The 17,042-nt window shown below is 40.6% G+C and carries 15 protein-coding genes; 10 read left to right on the plus strand and 5 right to left on the minus strand.

Annotated features, from left to right (window positions below):
• Positions 1-23: 23 nt before the first annotated feature.
• A complete protein-coding gene (gene rsmE, locus AC3KVK_RS03450; RefSeq protein WP_490310812.1) occupies positions 24-755 on the minus strand; it encodes a 16S rRNA (uracil(1498)-N(3))-methyltransferase in 732 nt (243 codons plus the stop codon).
• A gap of 166 nt (positions 756-921) precedes the next feature.
• Here rsmE and AC3KVK_RS03455 point away from each other — a divergent pair, with 166 nt between their 5' ends.
• From AC3KVK_RS03455 to AC3KVK_RS03465, 3 genes are all read left to right on the plus strand, one after another.
• Positions 922-1,827 (plus strand): ABC transporter ATP-binding protein, encoded by a 906-nt coding sequence (locus AC3KVK_RS03455; RefSeq protein WP_490310813.1) that lies wholly within the window; start codon positions 922-924, stop codon positions 1,825-1,827.
• The gene (locus tag AC3KVK_RS03460; protein ID WP_490310814.1) at positions 1,820-2,821 is read left to right on the plus strand and encodes an ABC transporter permease; all 1,002 of its coding nucleotides are present in this window, start codon (positions 1,820-1,822) and stop codon (positions 2,819-2,821) included. The genes AC3KVK_RS03455 and AC3KVK_RS03460 overlap by 8 nt, the downstream gene beginning before the upstream one ends.
• Before the next feature lie 250 nt (positions 2,822-3,071).
• Complete coding sequence (locus tag AC3KVK_RS03465; RefSeq protein ID WP_490310815.1) at positions 3,072-3,524, plus strand: globin family protein; 453 nt, start codon at positions 3,072-3,074, stop codon at positions 3,522-3,524.
• Here the strand turns inward: AC3KVK_RS03465 and AC3KVK_RS03470 are convergent.
• Positions 3,514-4,407 (minus strand): DUF350 domain-containing protein, encoded by an 894-nt coding sequence (locus AC3KVK_RS03470; protein ID WP_490310816.1) that lies wholly within the window; start codon positions 4,405-4,407, stop codon positions 3,514-3,516. The genes AC3KVK_RS03465 and AC3KVK_RS03470 overlap by 11 nt on opposite strands.
• Positions 4,408-4,525: 118 nt before the next feature.
• Here AC3KVK_RS03470 and glnE point away from each other — a divergent pair, with 118 nt between their 5' ends.
• Entirely contained in the window at positions 4,526-7,318 is a 2,793-nt protein-coding gene (gene glnE / locus AC3KVK_RS03475) for a bifunctional [glutamate--ammonia ligase]-adenylyl-L-tyrosine phosphorylase/[glutamate--ammonia-ligase] adenylyltransferase (RefSeq protein WP_490310817.1), read from the plus strand.
• A gap of 66 nt (positions 7,319-7,384) precedes the next feature.
• Here glnE and AC3KVK_RS03480 read toward each other — a convergent pair whose 3' ends face one another.
• The 3 genes from AC3KVK_RS03480 to tolC all read right to left on the minus strand — a co-directional run bounded on the left by AC3KVK_RS03480 (position 7,385) and on the right by tolC (position 10,479).
• Positions 7,385-7,960 (minus strand): TcpQ domain-containing protein, encoded by a 576-nt coding sequence (locus AC3KVK_RS03480; protein ID WP_490310818.1) that lies wholly within the window; start codon positions 7,958-7,960, stop codon positions 7,385-7,387.
• A 131-nt stretch (positions 7,961-8,091) separates the two neighbouring features.
• Positions 8,092-9,018, minus strand: a complete 927-nt coding sequence (gene lpxL, locus AC3KVK_RS03485; RefSeq protein ID WP_490310819.1) for an LpxL/LpxP family Kdo(2)-lipid IV(A) lauroyl/palmitoleoyl acyltransferase — start codon at positions 9,016-9,018, stop codon at positions 8,092-8,094.
• Positions 9,019-9,117: 99 nt separating this feature from the next.
• The gene (gene tolC / locus AC3KVK_RS03490) at positions 9,118-10,479 is read right to left on the minus strand and encodes an outer membrane channel protein TolC (RefSeq protein WP_490310820.1); all 1,362 of its coding nucleotides are present in this window, start codon (positions 10,477-10,479) and stop codon (positions 9,118-9,120) included.
• 183 nt (positions 10,480-10,662) lie between these two features.
• Between tolC and nudF the strand changes: the two genes are divergently transcribed.
• The 6 genes from nudF (at position 10,663) to AC3KVK_RS03520 (ending at position 17,041) form a co-directional block, all read left to right on the plus strand.
• The gene (gene nudF / locus AC3KVK_RS03495; RefSeq protein ID WP_490310821.1) at positions 10,663-11,295 is read left to right on the plus strand and encodes an ADP-ribose diphosphatase; all 633 of its coding nucleotides are present in this window, start codon (positions 10,663-10,665) and stop codon (positions 11,293-11,295) included.
• Entirely contained in the window at positions 11,289-11,741 is a 453-nt protein-coding gene (locus AC3KVK_RS03500) for a DUF1249 domain-containing protein (protein WP_490310822.1), read from the plus strand. The genes nudF and AC3KVK_RS03500 overlap by 7 nt, the downstream gene beginning before the upstream one ends.
• Positions 11,728-12,519 carry a metallophosphoesterase gene (locus tag AC3KVK_RS03505; RefSeq protein WP_490310823.1) on the plus strand — a complete coding sequence of 264 codons (792 nt, stop codon included), beginning with the start codon at positions 11,728-11,730 and terminating at the stop codon, positions 12,517-12,519. Before AC3KVK_RS03500 ends, AC3KVK_RS03505 begins: the two co-directional genes overlap by 14 nt.
• A complete protein-coding gene (locus tag AC3KVK_RS03510; protein ID WP_490310824.1) occupies positions 12,501-13,064 on the plus strand; it encodes a YqiA/YcfP family alpha/beta fold hydrolase in 564 nt (187 codons plus the stop codon). Before AC3KVK_RS03505 ends, AC3KVK_RS03510 begins: the two co-directional genes overlap by 19 nt.
• Positions 13,065-13,173: 109 nt before the next feature.
• A complete protein-coding gene (gene parE / locus AC3KVK_RS03515; RefSeq protein ID WP_490310825.1) occupies positions 13,174-15,069 on the plus strand; it encodes a DNA topoisomerase IV subunit B in 1,896 nt (631 codons plus the stop codon).
• A 46-nt stretch (positions 15,070-15,115) separates the two neighbouring features.
• Positions 15,116-17,041 (plus strand): GGDEF domain-containing protein, encoded by a 1,926-nt coding sequence (locus tag AC3KVK_RS03520; protein ID WP_490310826.1) that lies wholly within the window; start codon positions 15,116-15,118, stop codon positions 17,039-17,041.
• Position 17,042: the final 1 nt, after the last annotated feature.

Here is a 17,042-nt window from a genome sequence, read left to right on the forward strand (position 1 = left end):
AGTAAAAACCAATTTATTGTAAATTAGGCTAAATCACCAAACTGTAACTGCAATGCACTTAAGACCGTCAAAGCCGCTGTTTCAGTTCGTAAAACTCGCGGCCCTAAACGAATATCAATAAACGCACTGTTTTTAGTTGCCAGCATTTCTGCATCGGTAAAGCCACCTTCCGGTCCAACAATAAACCTTAAACCATTTGCTGGCGCGGGAATGGTTTTGATGCTGTGCTCAGCCCTTGGGTGCAAAGTCAGTTTCAGTTCTTCGCTCGGTTGGCTCAGCCATTGTTCAAGTTTAATGGGGGGGTGAATGGTCGTGATAAAGTTCCGACCTGATTGCTCGGCTGCAGCGATGGCTATTTTTTGCCATTGCTGATGCTTTTTCTCTAAGCGATCGCCTGAAAGTTTCACTCCGCAACGTTCTGTAAATAAAGGTGTGATTTCAGTAACACCCAGCTCGACTGATTTTTGAATCGTAAAGTCCATTTTATCACCACGAGACACACCTTGGCCTAAATGAATGTGTAATGGTGACTCGACATCTTTATCAATAAAGCTTAACACTTTAACGCTGACATGTTTTTTTGATATCTCATAAAGTTCGCAGAGATACTCACCCCCTTGACCATTAAAAATACTGACATGCTCGCCAACAGACATGCGTAAAACGCGGCCGATGTGACCTGCAGCATCCTCTTCGAGGGAAATAATTTGATTGAGTGTAATGTCGCCTGGTTGATAAATGTGAGGTACGCGCATGGAGTGCCCTTTTTTCGAATAGATACAACTGAAAGTGTTGGCTCTATGGTATGAAAGGGTGCAGACCTTGGCAATGAAAAGCCACGATTGTCAGGTTTTATTTGATAAATAGTATTTTTCCCTAACAGCAATGTGCTAATTTGACGGCAGAATACAAGGAGAAAACATGGCTATTATTTTAGACGTTGCCAATTTAACTCGCTCATTTGGTCTAATAAAGGCGGTTGATGGGGTGAGTTTTTCTGTTGAGCAAGGCAGTTGTTTTGGTTTGCTCGGTCCAAATGGGGCGGGAAAAACAACCACAATAGAAATGCTTGAAGGGATAGTTAAACCATCTAGTGGGGCGATTTTGTACCAAGGTTCGCCGATTAATGACGCTATTTATCAGCAACTAGGCATTCAGTTCCAGCATACGGCCATTCAAGATCATTTAACTGTGTATGAAACACTTAAAATGTTTGCTGCTTTTTATGAGCGAACCGTACCACTTGAACAACTGATCAGTCTGTGTCAGTTAGACGAGTTTTTAAAGCAAGATCATCGTAAGTTATCGGGTGGCCAAAAGCAGCGACTTTTATTAGCGCTGGCATTAATTAATGACCCACAACTTATCTTTTTAGATGAGCCGACTACAGGGTTAGATCCACATAGTCGTCGACTTTTTTGGGATTTAGTCAATCAAATAAAGGCACAAGGTAAAACAATCATTTTAACCACGCACTATATGGACGAAGCTGAGTATTTATGTGATGAAATAGCGATTATGGATAAAGGCCGAATCATAGCTAAAGATACGCCAGATAATTTATTAAAACAGCACTTTAGCGGGGCATTAATTAAACTTAATGCAGGTGCCGTCTCTACTCAAGAAGATGCTTTGCCGTTTGATTATCAAATCGTAGCCGATAAAGTGTTAATTCAAAGTGCTGATATTCAACAGACACTAATACAACTGATCGATTTAGGGGTGTCCTTGCAAGGGTTGCAAGTTAAATCAGCAAATTTAGATGATTTGTTTTTAAAGCTGACAGGGCATGGACTGAATAACAAAGAGGAGATTCGGCATGTTTAAGCGTTTTTATGCTGTATTTCAAGCGAGAAATTATGAGTTCTTTCGAGATAGAGCCGCATTAGGTTGGAATATTATGTTCCCTGTTTTATTGCTGGTTGGTTTTGCGTTTATTTTTTCAGGTTCTGGTAAATCATTATATAAAGTTGGGATTGTTGGGAATGATGAACAACAAGCATTCACTCAAATTAAGCACATTGAGTTTGTTGAATATGCAGAGCCTACACTCGCACAAAATAAGTTAAGGCAGCATAAGTTGGACTTGTTGGTTGATTTTGATCATCAACAATATTGGGTAAATCAATCTTCAGCGAATGGCTATATCATTCAAAAGTTATTGTTAAGTATTGAACCAAGCTTTAAGCAACAAGTTATAAATGGTCGAGAAATCCGATATTTAGATTGGGTGGTTCCCGGTATTTTAGGCATGAATATGATGTTTTCATGTTTATTTGGAATCGGTTATGTAATTGTTAGGTATAGAAAAAACTCAGTGCTTAAGCGGCTCCATGCAACGCCTTTGAAGCCGATTGAGTTTTTGACTGCACAAGTTTGTTCTCGGTTGTTTATTGTTTTAGCTTTAAGTAGTGCCATTTATATTGGCTGTGATTGGATGTTTGACTTTTATATGGTCGGCAGTTATCTGGACTTATTTATTATTGCGGCTTTGGGAGCTTTTTCACTGATTTCGTTAGGCTTACTGGTGGCTGCTCGCTCAGAGTCGGAGGAATTCACTGGCGGCTTATTGAATCTCACGTCTTGGCCGATGATGATGCTCTCTGGAGTCTGGTTTTCTTTAGAAGGCAGCCCTGATTTTATTCAACATTTTGCTCAAGTGTTTCCGCTCACTCATTTGCTTGAAGCTGCCCGTCAGGTGATGTTGGAAGGCGCGACATTATGGCAAGTAAAACAGCATATTTTATCGTTAATTTTTATGAGTGTCGTCTTCTTAGCCCTTGGTTCAGTCTTCTTTCGTTGGCAAGGCCAAGCTCGATAAGAGCAAAAAGCAAAGGTGGGTGAAGCTCTTTTTCAGGGGGGGATAAATATCCGCCAAATTTTTCACGAATTAGCCAAGCTGAATTGGCTAATTTTTTAGGGATTACTCCTGTCGCTCTGAGTCGTATTAAATCTAGAAATAAACAAGCTACACTGACTTAGTTTAATTAGAACAATATTTTACCGGATTCGTTAATTCTATGGTCTAAACTAAGTGGACACTCAATGTTCGTTTAGTCAAGGATTAAAGCATGACCCCAGTACAAGTGGAGCTTGTTCAATCAAGTTGGGAAAAAGTGGTTCCAATCGCCAAACAAGCAGCTGATTTATTTTATGGGCGCTTATTTGAACTCAACCCTCAGCTGAAGCATTTGTTTAAAGATGATATTGAAGAACAAGGTAAAAAGCTCATGCAGATTTTAACGACGGTTGTACGTGGGTTAAAGCAATTTGAGCGCTTAGAAATGGCGGTGTGGCAACTGGGTAGGCGCCATCAAGTTTATCGGGTTTCGGCAGAAGACTTTAACACAGTTGCACAAGCGTTGTTATGGACCTTAGAGCAAGGTCTACAAAGTGCGTTCACGCCTGATGTTAAGCAGGCGTGGGTCGAGGCTTATACGATAGTTGCAAAGGTGATGCAAGACGGAATGGCCTTTGATTATGCAAATTTTGATAAATGGAAAGCAGCACAAGCTAAGGATTGAAAACAGCAATTAGAACTAAACCAATCGCGAGATAAATTGCCAGCTCGACGCTTGCAACACCAATATTATCTTGCTGATCGACTTCTGTTTCAGTATTGACTTTTGGTAAGGCTAAACGGGTAAAAAGGGCGCTTGAGACTTGCTGAAACAGGATAAACACCGCGCAGTAAAATAATGCGGTGAGGATATTATCAACTACAACTCCTGAGACATAAGGTATAAAAGACAAAGCGGCGTAAATAGTCATGCAGACAGATAAAGTCTGACTACTATACTTCAATCCAAGAGCCGTATTATCAAAGCTTAGATACTCTTGCAGTGAACTACCTTGATTTGCTTTTGCAAATGAATGTTCTTGCCATCGACTGTGAAATAATAAATACAGTTGAATCGCGGCAAAGGTAAGGGTAACAATGATTAATCCGTCAAGGCTTTGCGTGTGAGACCATTTATATAACCCTAAAATCACCAGAGCATTACCAAGTAAAGCACTTGATTCGACTAAGGCTGCAGATACATTGCGTTTTAAAATTTCCTGTTCTTCATTAAAGCGGCTAAGCACCCATTTATTATGAATTTGTTTGCCTGCATAGCTAAAGCTGATAGCGAGACTAATCAAGGCCGCAGCGTAGATTAAATCAGCTTGAATATCAGTGAAGCTTAAATGGCGGATTAAATAACCGACAATGAGTGTGATGGTAAAAATACGTGCTGCATAACTGATGCCTACAGCGAAGTTATCTTTTTGGGATAGCTCTTTGACTAAACCAATTTCGCTTTTTTGATTGGCGCGAAACCGCAAGAATAAAATAGCCACAAAAGTGATCAAAAAAGTCACAGTTAATGCAATTAACACTTGTTGCGACAGGGCGTTATAAGTCATAGTCAATATTGTTATCTCACTCGAATGTACTGGAGTATTCCTAACCGATTAAGGAATATAGTGAAGTATATTGAACAAAATTTAAAGTTTATATTTAAGATTCTGCTAGGACATCTACATGAAATTATCGCCTTCACTTTTGCAGCTTGGTCACCTTCGCTTTGAAACGCTATATTCAGGCGAACAGGTTGACGCTGGGATCGTCGCATTATTAGCACTGAGCGACTTTGCATTTAATGTGTTGAGCGCCGAGCCGACTTTAAAAACATGGTTACTTGATGCAAAGTTATTAAACAGTCGCGAAGTCTTACCGGTCTTTGAGCAAGATATAACGCAAATAGAAGAGCGAGAATGTTTTTCACTGTTGCGCCAATATCGGCAGCGATATTGGTTAAAAGTGGCATTTTTAGATTTAATCATGCGAAACGACATAGCCGATAGTATGGCCTATATTTCGAAACTATCAGATCAGCTTATTCATGATGCGTATCTATGGGCATACGAGCAGGTCGCTAAAAGCTGTGGTAAACCGCTCGATAAACAAGGGAATGCTTTACCTATGCTGATTCTTGGTATGGGGAAACTCGGTGGCGGGGAGTTGAATTATTCATCTGATATCGATCTTATTTTTAGTTACCCATATCAAACAGATACACAAGGTGGTCGGAAGGCCGTTGAGGCGTCAGTCTTTTATAATAAGGTTGCGCAAAAATTGATAGCGGCATTGAATCAAGTGACGCCAGAAGGGCAAGTTTTTCGAGTTGATATGCGGTTGCGTCCCTTTGGCGATAGTGGTCCGTTAGTGATGAGTTTTACAGCTATTGAAGAATATTACCAAGAACAAGGTCGCGACTGGGAGCGGTATGCGATGCTTAAAGCGCGCCTTATTGGTCAAAGAAATCAATATTGGTCGGAGTTTTATGCATTGCTTAAGCCTTTTGTTTATCGCCGATACATCGACTTTTCAGTAATTGAGTCATTACGAAAAATGAAAGCGTTAATTGCGCAAGAAGTAAGGCGCAAAGGTTTAGTCGATAATATAAAATTAGGCTCAGGTGGGATCCGCGAAGTTGAGTTTGTTGTTCAAGCATTTCAGATGATCCGCGGGGGGCGAGAAGCGGGGTTGCAAACTCAGTCTTTACTTACTGCTTTGGCTCAGCTGGTTTCATTAGGTGAAGTTGCTAACCATAATGCTAAACAGCTCCAAGACGCATATTTATTTTTGCGCAAAATTGAGCAGTATCTGCAAATTTTTGATAATGAACAAACACAAACGTTGCCCAGTGATGAGTTGAATCAGCAGCGGTTGTGCTCACTTTTATCGGTTGAAGATTATCAACAGGTTCGTTTGCTCATCGCTCAACAAATGACTAATGTGCATCAGGAGTTTCGCTTAGTTGTCGGAGAAGAAAAAGAGCAAGATAATCAAGATCTAATTGCGTTTGAAAGTTTGTGGGAGCAAGGAGACTTTGAATCATTGAAGTTGGCATGGTCAGAAGATGATTACCAACTTTGGCAGTCTCAGTTAATGACGTTTAAAGAACAAATCAATAAAAAACGTATTGGCTCCCGAGGTCGGGATATCATGGATAAGTTGCTGCCTCCGATGCTGCAGCATATTACAGCGCAAACGTCAGAGGTGAATGTACTTGCACTTACATTAGCGGTTATTGAACAAGTGGCCTCTCGTACCGCCTATCTAGAGCTTCTGTATGAAAATCAAGGAGCGCTGAAGCAATTAATTAAGTTATGCAGCCACAGTCAATGGATTGGCGAGCACATTGCGCGCTACCCGATTTTACTGGATGAATTAATCGATCCAGCCATTTTATATCGACCATTGTCTTTAGGTGCTTATCAGCGTGAAATTCGCCAGTATTTTCTGCGTATTGAGCCGGATGACCTTGAGTTACAAATGGAAGCATTGAGACAATTTAAGCAAACCCATCAATTACGTATTGCAGCGGCAGATGCAACGCATGTAATTGATATTATGAAAGTGAGCGATCACCTCACCGCGTTGGCTGAAGCGATTGTAGAGCAGAGTGTTGAGATTGCCTGGCACCAAATGGTGGCCCGCTTTGGATACCCTCAAGGCACCGATGAACAAAATAAGGGCTTTGCAGTGATTGCTTATGGCAAAGGCGGAGGGTTGGAACTGGGATATGATTCTGATCTAGATTTAGTCTTTGTTCATAATAGCGATGCGACTTCTGTCACTAACGGCGCGAAACAAATTGATTCACGTCAGTTTTATTTAAAATTAGCGCAGCGTCTAATGCATTTATTTAATACTCGCACAAGCTCAGGTATGTTGTATGAACTTGACCCTAGGTTGCGCCCTGAGGGGGCTTCAGGCTTATTGGCTATCAATATTGAGACCTTTGGGCTGTACCAAAATGAGCAAGCTTGGACATGGGAGCATCAGGCACTTGTACGAGCCCGTATGATTTATGGCCAAGCAAGTTTGCAACAACGCTTTGCGGATATCCGTCATCAAGTGTTATCCAGAGTTCGAGAGACTGATGAGCTTAAAACGCAAGTACGAGAAATGCGCGAAAAAATGCGTACACATTTAGCCAAAGGTGATCAGCATCTTTTTGACTTAAAACAAGATGTTGGTGGAATGGCGGATATTGAGTTTATCGCTCAGTTTTGTGTTTTGGCCAATGCCTACCGGTTACCAAAAATGACAATGTGGTCGGATAATATTCGTATTTTTACGGTCGCGAGTGAGCTCGGTATTATGGAACAACAACAGGCCACTCAGCTGATTGAAGCGTATTGTTTTTATCGTGAGCAATACCATATTTTAAGTTTACGCCAAGAAAGTAAATTAATTTTGACTCAAACAGTCACTGAGCACCGTAAGCATGTGAGTGCTGTCTGGCAGCAATTGTTGATATCATAAATAACGGGTTAATTTAAATAACATTGGTGTGATTGAAAAGGCCGCTAAAATTAAGCGGCCTTTTTCTTAGTGTGTATTAGCTAAAATGCAGTTATCTCTAACATATTGCGAAGGTTTTTCAGTGATAACCGCAGCTCGTTGATTGTGGCAAAAATAGGCTTTAACTTCATATTCAAAGTCGCTATCTATGGCTTTACCCAATTGATAAAGGGTAGCAACAAAGTTATCTTCAACGCGAAAATTATGTTTCACTACATAGTCTTTATGTAAATACCACAAAAACTCAATACCTTCTTCATCAGCATAACGCTTCATGATGGTTTTAAGGGTTTCACCTTCCACAAAGCGTCGACTTTTTACCTCGCCACGCCATTTGGTGGTAGAAGGTTTGACTGACTTGCTGCGCTGTTGCAATACAGAGTTTAAATCCGTGCTAGGCATTTCTAATTCGATGACGTATTCATCTTCACTTGAGGAGCGCTCTGCTGCTGCACGAATATTGGCATAAAACTGTGATAAGCCATCAGCGGCGGCGTTCGTTTTGTCTGACTTTTTATAAACAGGCCCATCACCTAATAAAAAGTATGCTGCGGCAGCAATTAAAATAAAAGCCAGCGATAAGTGCTTAATCCAAAACCACATAATGAATCTCTTTTGATCATGACGGTTCATCTTAAACAGTTTTTACGATTTGATCTAGCGTGACGTGTTTGAATCGAAGGGCAAACAAACAAAGCCGTAAGCACAAAATTTGTGCTTACGAAAAATGGTGATTATTTATAAAGAGATGGACTCTCAGGGTCGGGCCTTGTTTTAAAGCGACGGTGTAACCACATATATTGTTCTGGCGCATTAAGTACCGCAGTTTCAATAGCTTGATTAACCAAAGTCACATCGTGTTGGTCATTGCCACTTGGGAAATCTTGGGGGAATGGCTTTATTTCTAAATAGTATTTCCCATCTTCATCACGTTTGCTCATAAAACTGACAGTTTCACAATGCTGGCTCGAGGCAAATAAAGTTGTGCCAGTCGTAGTCGCAGCATCCTTGACCGCAAAAAATGGTACAAACTCAGCACGTTTACGCCCATAATCCTGATCTGGAAGGTAATAACACAATTTAGTGTCTTTGAGCGCTTTAAGTAACCCTTTGACATCGCGCTTGCCAATCAAGTATTCATTAGAGCGAAGTCGACCACGGGTCATTAAAAACTCCATCAAGGCATTATTATGAGGTCGGTAAAAACCAATACCTTGTTGTGTTATCCCCATTATTCTGCCAGCCATTTCAAGGTGTAACATATGTGGCACTAGCATCAAAACGCCTTTCCCTTCGTTTTGAATTGCTTGAATATGCTCATATCCTTTGATTCCACCGAAGTGGCGCTGTACACGCCATTGCGGCCACCACCATGCCATGCCAGATTCAAAAATGGCGATACCCGTTTGTTGCATATTTTTGACAACTAACTGGGCTTGTTGTTCAGCAGGCATGTCTGGAAAACAAAGTTGGATATTCACTTCAGCAATTTTTCTACGCTTTTTAGCGTAGCGATGAACTAACAAACCTATGGCTTTACCGAGTTGTATTTGCATAACAAAAGGTAACCAAGATAGGGCATATAGGACAAATACACCCAGCCATGTCGGCCAGAATTTAGGGCCTAAAAATGCGAGTTTAAAAGGAGGATTCTTAACCACAAAGTATGCTCATCAATAAAAAGGAAAGGTATCTTAGCGGATTTTCAGTAAAAATAAAAAACCAAGCGTTTGCTTGGCTTTTTTATTTAAAAGTAAAAGTTAATTTAGACCTTGATTGATCGCACTCACATCTTCTTGATTTAATGTCCCTGCAGCTTGTTTTAAGCCTAAAGTAGAGACAACGTAGCGATAACGTACCGCAGATAAATTACGTTTAGCATCGTATAAGTTACGTGTGCTGAGTAACACGTCTACAATCGTACGGGTTCCGACTTCAAAGCCTGCTTCAGTGGCTTGCAGTGCACTTTCGGCTGAAACCACCGCTTGCTCTAATGCTTTATATGTAGCTATATCTGAAACAACTTGGTTGTATGACGTGCGAACTTTTTTGCTGACTGAGCGGTGTGAAGCTTCTAAATCTTCTGCGCTTGCGACATAAAATGCACGGGCTTGATTGACAGCTGCTTGTGTACCACCACCAGAATAAAGCGGTAAAGCAAAGTTAAGACCAACACTCGTTTGGTCGCTGCGCGGTTGATTGTTTGAGCTGCTTGATTGACCTAATACACGTGCAGAACCATCTGCCAAGGTATCGCCGTAACTTGCACTCAATGTCAGAGTCGGGAAGTGTCCGGCCTGTGCTAAATCAATTTGTTGTTTGGCGATGTCAAACGTCACTTTAGCGACTTGTAATTCTATATTTTTGTCTTCAGCGGTTTTGATGAAGTCAGCGGAGTTTTGCGTTGGTTTGACCGTTGAGAACTTTGTTGTGTTTAGTGCATTTAGCTTCTCGTGGTATTTACCTGTAATCTCACGCAAATTTTCACGCGATGTTTCAACATTATTAGTGGCAACAATTTCACGCGCGACCGCATTATCGAACTGTGCTTGAGCTTCGTGTACATCAGTAATTGCGGTTAAGCCTACAGCAAAGCGTTGTTTAGTTTGTTCTAATTGGCGTTCAATGGCGCGTTTTTCAGCTTGAACAAATTCAAGGTCATCGAGTGACGACAAAACGGCAAAATAGGCATTGGCTACACGTACAATTAATTGTTGTTGTGCTAAGTCGTAGCTCGCTTGTGCTTGCAGCGATTGTTTTTCAGCAATATCAAGGCTGCGCCATGAAGAAAGGTTAAATAGTGACTGCTGTAAAGAAATACCTCGGCTAAATGTATCTGAATCACTGTCAATTTGATAATAAGGTGAACTAGCATTGTCTCGGTCAAAGGAAGTGCTGTCTACCTTGTTGTACCCCATAGTCATTCCAAGCTGTGGCAGTAAGCTACTCATTGCTCGATCGATTTGGTAGCTCTGAGCTTCACGATTTGCCTTGGCTTTTAATACGGTCGGATCGTTCGCTAAGGCGATTTGATAAACTTGGAGTAAATCTTCAGCATAGCTTGAGCTTGCTGCAAATGTTGCACTTAAACCGAGTAGCGTGCAGAGTATCTTTTTCTTCATGGGGTATAACGTCCTTAAGACTATTATTCTTAAATTAACTTGATGGTAAACTGTTTTTAATTAAAGCAAAAAGGCTTTTACGTAAATTAAGTTGTTCAAGTGTAACAGAATATAAATTGTTCCTGTTGATCACAGTTGAGAGTAAACTAATTGACCTTAAAGGTCACTTTATCTGAGTAATATATGATTAATATTTCAACTTTCAATGACAAAGATGTCGAAGTGATAGAAAAAACGTCGTTGTATCGAGGTTTTTTTAAAATAGAAGGGTATGCCTTTAAGCATCGTTTGTTTGCTGGTGGCCACTCTAAGACAATTCATCGCGAAATATTAGAGCGCGGACATGCCGTAGCTGTTTTACCTTATGACCCTGATACTGGAAACGTACTGCTGATTGAACAAATCCGTATTGGTGCATTGGCATCTAAAAAAAGCCCTTGGTTGCTTGAGTGTATTGCTGGGATGGCCGATGGTTCAACCGATTATGAAAGCGTAGTTAGGAAAGAAGCGCAAGAAGAAGCGGGTATAGAGCTTGAGCAGCTTGAATTCATGATGTCGTATTTGTCTAGCCCAGGCGGTACAACTGAACGCTTGTTTTTATATGCAGCGCGCGCTGATTTATCACAAGCTGGAGGGATCTTCGGTTTAGCTTCTGAGGGGGAGGATATTAAGGTTCATGTTCTTCCTTTACAGCAAGCGCTGGAATTGCTCGCCGATGGTACAATTGATAATGCAGCTACTGTGATTAGTCTACAATGGATGGCATTAAATCAAACTCGGTTAATGGCACAGTGGGCAAATCAAACAAAATGTTAAATAGTGCAGTCAAATATCGGCAAAACTTACCTGCTTTTATGACGCTGTGTGAGCAAAATTATTTTCGAATTATGCGTTTGATGCCAAAAGATGAAATTGTGGGAGAAACGGTTGATATTTTAGTGGCCAATTTTTGTTATCAACTCGAAATTACAGCATCGGCTAAATTTACCACTGAAGTCAGTTTTCGCCAGAACAAAGGTGACATCATGGGATTTGTCAGTCCTAAATTAATGGTGCGTGTCTATCACGATGCACGAGTGGCTGAAGTGTTTTGTTTGAATTACCCGAATCGTGTTAAGCCTTCTTACCATTACCCAAATCCGCAAATGCGCCACAAAGACGAGAAGTATCAAATAAATGCTTTTTTGTTTGATTGGTTAGATTTTTGTATTAGTCATGGTCGCTCGACATTACATTGGGATGTCAATAATGGCTTGGTTTGATCAGATACTGATACTCGACAAAGCAGAATTAAAGATAGCTCATTTTACGGATTGCCACTTATTCTCTGAGCTTTCAGGGCGCTATTTTGATGTCGATTGTGCGGCGAATCTACGAGATGTACTGATGGATATCGCTAAGCAGAGTTGTGACTTGGCAATCTTTGGTGGTGATATTACACAAGATCACAGCCTGAAATCTTATGTGCAATTTTTACGATTGGTGGAGCAAGCTAAGTTGGGGTGTCCTGTCGTGTGGTTGCCCGGGAACCATGATGAATTGGCATATTTTGCACAAGCATTTAACGGGGTTAACCCCAATATTATTCATCCAGCCAAATGGCTGACTACTCCTAATTTAAATATTGCTTTGTGCAATAGCAAAAGCGATACCCCAGCTGGTTGGGTGAGCGATACACACATTGAAGAGTTTCAACAAGCACTTGAGCAATTCCCTAAGAAAACCCTGGTTTTTTGTCATCATCACCCTTTACCCATTAAGGGGTACTTAGATAAACACATACTCGAAAATGGCGCGCACTTTTTAAAAGCGCTTACGCATACACCTTATGTTAAGCATGTATTTCATGGGCATGTTCATAATGATTACCGCAGCCGTTTTGAGGACGTGTCTATTTATGCAACCCCAGCGACTTGTATTCAATTTGTTAAACACTGTGCCGAGTGGAAACAAGAAGATAAGGGGCCCAGTTATCGGCTTATCAATATTGACTCATTTTCAAGGTTAACAACACAGATCCGATGGTTAAAAAACGTGTAATTTATATCCATGGCTTTAATAGCTCTCCTTTGTCTGCAAAAGCGCAATTATTAGGAGAATTTTTAGGCCGTTTTAATGTTGATTATCAAGTACCTTTACTCAATCACCAACCTCTTGAAGCTTTAGTAACGATTGAGCGCATGATAAACTCACACACAGTGTTGGTCGGGAGCTCGCTCGGCGGCTTTTTCGCGACGTACTTATCGCAAAAATACCGTCTGCCAGCGGTGTTGATTAATCCGGCAGTCGCACCGCATGAGTTAATGAACTCATTTTTAGGTCGTCAGTATAATCCTTATCAACAATACCATTATGAGTTAACCCCGATGCATGTTTTACAACTCAAGCAATTGTACTTAGCAAATCTGCCGAAGGCTGAGTTAGTGCTGTTGCTACAGCAATCAGGGGATGAGGTTTTAGATTTTCAACAAGCGGTTCGATATTATAAAAACAGCCCGCAAGTCATCGAATTTGGTGGCAATCACAGTTTTATTGGCTTTGAGCGTTATTTTGCAAGGATTGTAGAATTCCTCAAAATAACGTAAAACTAGAATTCAAATTTAGTCACTTTGTATTTTGCCGAATCTGCATACAAAGTTACGCCTGTACTACCATTTAGTACCGATGCATATATAAGAGAAAGAACAGCATACTATGAGTAACCAAGATTATAATGCAGAATCCATTGAGGTCTTAAACGGCCTCGACCCCGTCAAACGTCGTCCCGGTATGTACACGGACACCACACGACCCAATCATCTAGGACAAGAAGTGATTGATAATAGTGTGGATGAAGCATTAGCTGGGCATGCCAGTAAGATTGATGTGATTCTGCACGAAGATAACTCACTCGAAGTGCAAGATGATGGTCGTGGTATGCCTATCGACATTCACCCAGAAGAAGGGATCCCAGGTGTTGAACTGATCTTAACGAAATTACATGCGGGTGGTAAATTTTCGAATAAAAACTATCAGTTTTCTGGGGGGTTACACGGGGTAGGAATATCTGTGGTTAACGCGCTTTCAACCCGTGTTGAAGTCACCGTTAAACGTGATGGTCAGCAATATCAAATAGCGTTTGAGAACGGTGATAAAGTCGAAGATTTATCGATAACGGGCACCGTTGGAAAAAGAAATACCGGTACGTCAGTGCGTTTTTGGGCGGATGCGAGTTATTTTGATTCAGCCAATTTTTCTATTTCGAAGCTCTCTTATTTGCTGAAAGCCAAAGCAGTATTGTGCCCCGGACTAAAAATTCGTTTTATTAATAAACAAACCAAAGAGACAACAGAATGGTTTTATGAGGCTGGCTTAAAAGATTATTTAAAAGAGTCAGTTAAAGGGTTTGTAGCGTTACCAGAAGAACCGTTTACAGGAGAATTTAAAGGAACAACCGAAGGGGCGGATTGGGCGATTTGTTGGTTGCCTGAAGGGGGCGAAGGGATTAGTGAAAGCTACGTAAACTTGATCCCAACCGCACAGGGCGGTACACATGTAAACGGGCTACGCCAAGGCCTACTTGAAGCGATGCGTGAATTTTGTGAGTTCCGAAATTTGCTGCCGCGTGGGGTAAAATTGACCCCTGATGATATTTGGGACCGTTGTAACTACGTACTTTCAGTAAAAATGCAAGATCCACAGTTTGCAGGTCAAACTAAAGAGAAACTCTCATCTCGTTCGTGTTCTGCATTTGTCTCGGGTGTGGTCAAGGACTCTTTTAGTTTATGGTTGAATGAACACACAGATAAAGCTGAATTGCTTGCTGAACTGTGTATCAATAATGCGCAAAAACGGATGCGTGCAGCTAAAAAAGTAGTGCGTAAAAAAATAACATCAGGCCCAGCATTACCCGGCAAACTGACTGATTGCAGCACCAGTGAAACGCACCGAAGTGAAATATTTTTTGTGGAAGGGGATTCTGCTGGTGGTTCTGCTAAGCAAGCCCGTGATCGTGATTTTCAAGCAATTATGCCGCTTCGAGGAAAGATACTTAATACCTGGGAAGTTGAATCAGGACAAATATTGGCCTCTCAAGAAGTCCATGATATTTCTGTTGCATTGGGAATTGACCCTGATTCTACCGATATTTCAGCCTTACGGTATGGGAAAATATGTATCTTAGCGGATGCTGACTCTGATGGACTCCACATTGCTACCCTCTTGTGCGCATTATTCGTAAAGCACTTTCCAACCTTAGTTGAGCAAGGTCATGTGTATGTGGCAATGCCGCCATTGTATCGAATTGATGTGGCCAAGGATGTTTATTATGCGCTCGATGAAGATGAGAAAAATGGTATTTTAGAACGCATTGCCGCAGAGAAAAAACGTGGCAAAGTCAATGTACAGCGCTTTAAAGGGCTAGGTGAAATGAATCCATTACAGTTGCGTGAAACCACCATGGATCCCAATACTCGTCGTTTAGTGCAACTGACCTTTGAACATAAAGAACATACGATTGAAATGATGGACATGTTATTGGCTAAGAAACGTGCGTCAGATCGTCGACAATGGCTCGAAGATAGTGGTGATAAAGCAGAAGTACAACTATAAATTGTTTTATACTTTCTCTAAATAATACTTGTTTAAGTAGGTGACTTTGAAATCAGTAATCAAAAAACTGGAGCAATACTTGTCAGTTAATAACATGCTTTTTGCGATGTTGTTATTGATTTCTGCCGCTTTTTCGTCGGGCGTATATGCCTCAAATGTCCATCCTGATTGGTTAAAAGAAGCTTTAGCGGATGCTAAGGAGCTTGATAGAAAAGATCCGTATTTAGCCTTTGAGTTTTTAGATAAGGTGAGGGCAGCGCGTTTTGAACAAATGAACCACTTTGGTAAAGCAACTGTATTGAATAAATTAGCTCTGTACAAATTGTACTTAGGCGATTTCAAATCAGCACACCAATTGAACTCAGATGCGAAAAACTTTTTTCCTGAAATAAAAACAGAAACGGGGATCAATATTTTATTGCTTGAAGGTAATTTACTCGATATTACCGGTCAAACCGAACAATCCCTTGCTAAGTACAAACAAGCGATGGCACAAGCAAAACAAGAAGAAAACAATCAACTCTTAGCTGAAAGCTATAGTGCAATGGCCCTTGCACATAGTAATAGTTATAACGATGTTGAGGCCATTCAATATTATCAGCAAGCTTATTCAATAATTAGCACGTTAAATGATGAACTAGAGATGGCATACCTAAAGACTCATTTAGCTAATACCTATGCGAATTTACACGATTATGATAAGGCTATAGCGCTACAAAACGAAGCTATTCAATACTTTTCAAGTAACGAATTGCATTACGATGAAATGCAGGCTCAAATGAGCCTATCTTTTTCCCACATCGCAGAAAAGCAGCATGATAAAGCAACATTATGTTATTTAAAAATGTTAGAGCTATCACAATATGTAGGTGAAAAGCGCTTTGTCTACTTTGCCCACATAGGGCTCGCCAATGTAAAAATAAAGCAGGGACAATTAGATCAAGCCACCGAGCAAATGGCGCTAGCCAATCAATATTTCAGCTTTATTCAAGACCCTTATGGGCAAGCTAATCATTATTTACTTGAAGTTGTATTAGCTAATCATCATCAACAGAGCAAGCGGGCACTTGATGGAATTGAGCGGGTGGAAGGGTTAATAGGTCAATTAGATAAAGAAAAAAATATTTATTTGTTTGTACGCCTGTCAGATCAAAAAGCGAAAGTCATGGCTTTACTTGGCGACTATGAAAGTGCATTTAATGAAAAAGTTGCCAGTGAAGCTTTACTTGCTGATTATTACTCGCAAGAGCGTGAAGATGCGCGCTCAAAATACAAAGTGATGTTTGACACCGAACAAACTGAATTAGAAAACAAAGTATTACAACAAAGCCGTTTAATTGATCAACTCGCTTTAGAAACTGTAAAAAAAGAACAAGAGTTTCAACGGCTTGTTCTCGGCTTATTTGTCGTGGTATGTATTTTATTGGCTGTGTATGTTTATCGGCAAATACGCCATAGCAAACGATTAAACCGTCTTGCAAATACAGATGCTTTGACCCAACTGGCCAATCGTCGTTATACCTTTCATTTTGCAAAAAATGTATTTAAAGAAGCGCAAGTTTCAGAGCTCCCCCTTAGTATTGTGATTTTTGATATCGATCATTTTAAAAATATTAATGATAGCTATGGTCATCCATTTGGTGATGAAGTATTAAAAGGTGTGTCAGATGCCGCACAATCAGGACTGAGAGAGCCTGATTTATTAGGTCGAATTGGTGGTGAAGAATTTATGGTGGTGCTTAAACATACTGAATTAGCTCAGGCCATAGAAATAGCGCAAAGAATTCGGCTGCTGATTGAGCAACGCGAGTTTACTTTTAAAGAACAAGTCGTGAATGTATCAGCTAGTTTTGGTGTGTCGTCGTTTAATCCGTTAGTGGATGACTTTGAAAGTTTATTCCAACATGCTGATGAGGCGTTATATCGAGCAAAAAATGAAGGACGAAATCGGGTTGTGAGTAAAGTCGATTAAT

The sequence above is a fragment of the Pseudoalteromonas sp. J2K-J979 genome (assembly GCF_058169715.2).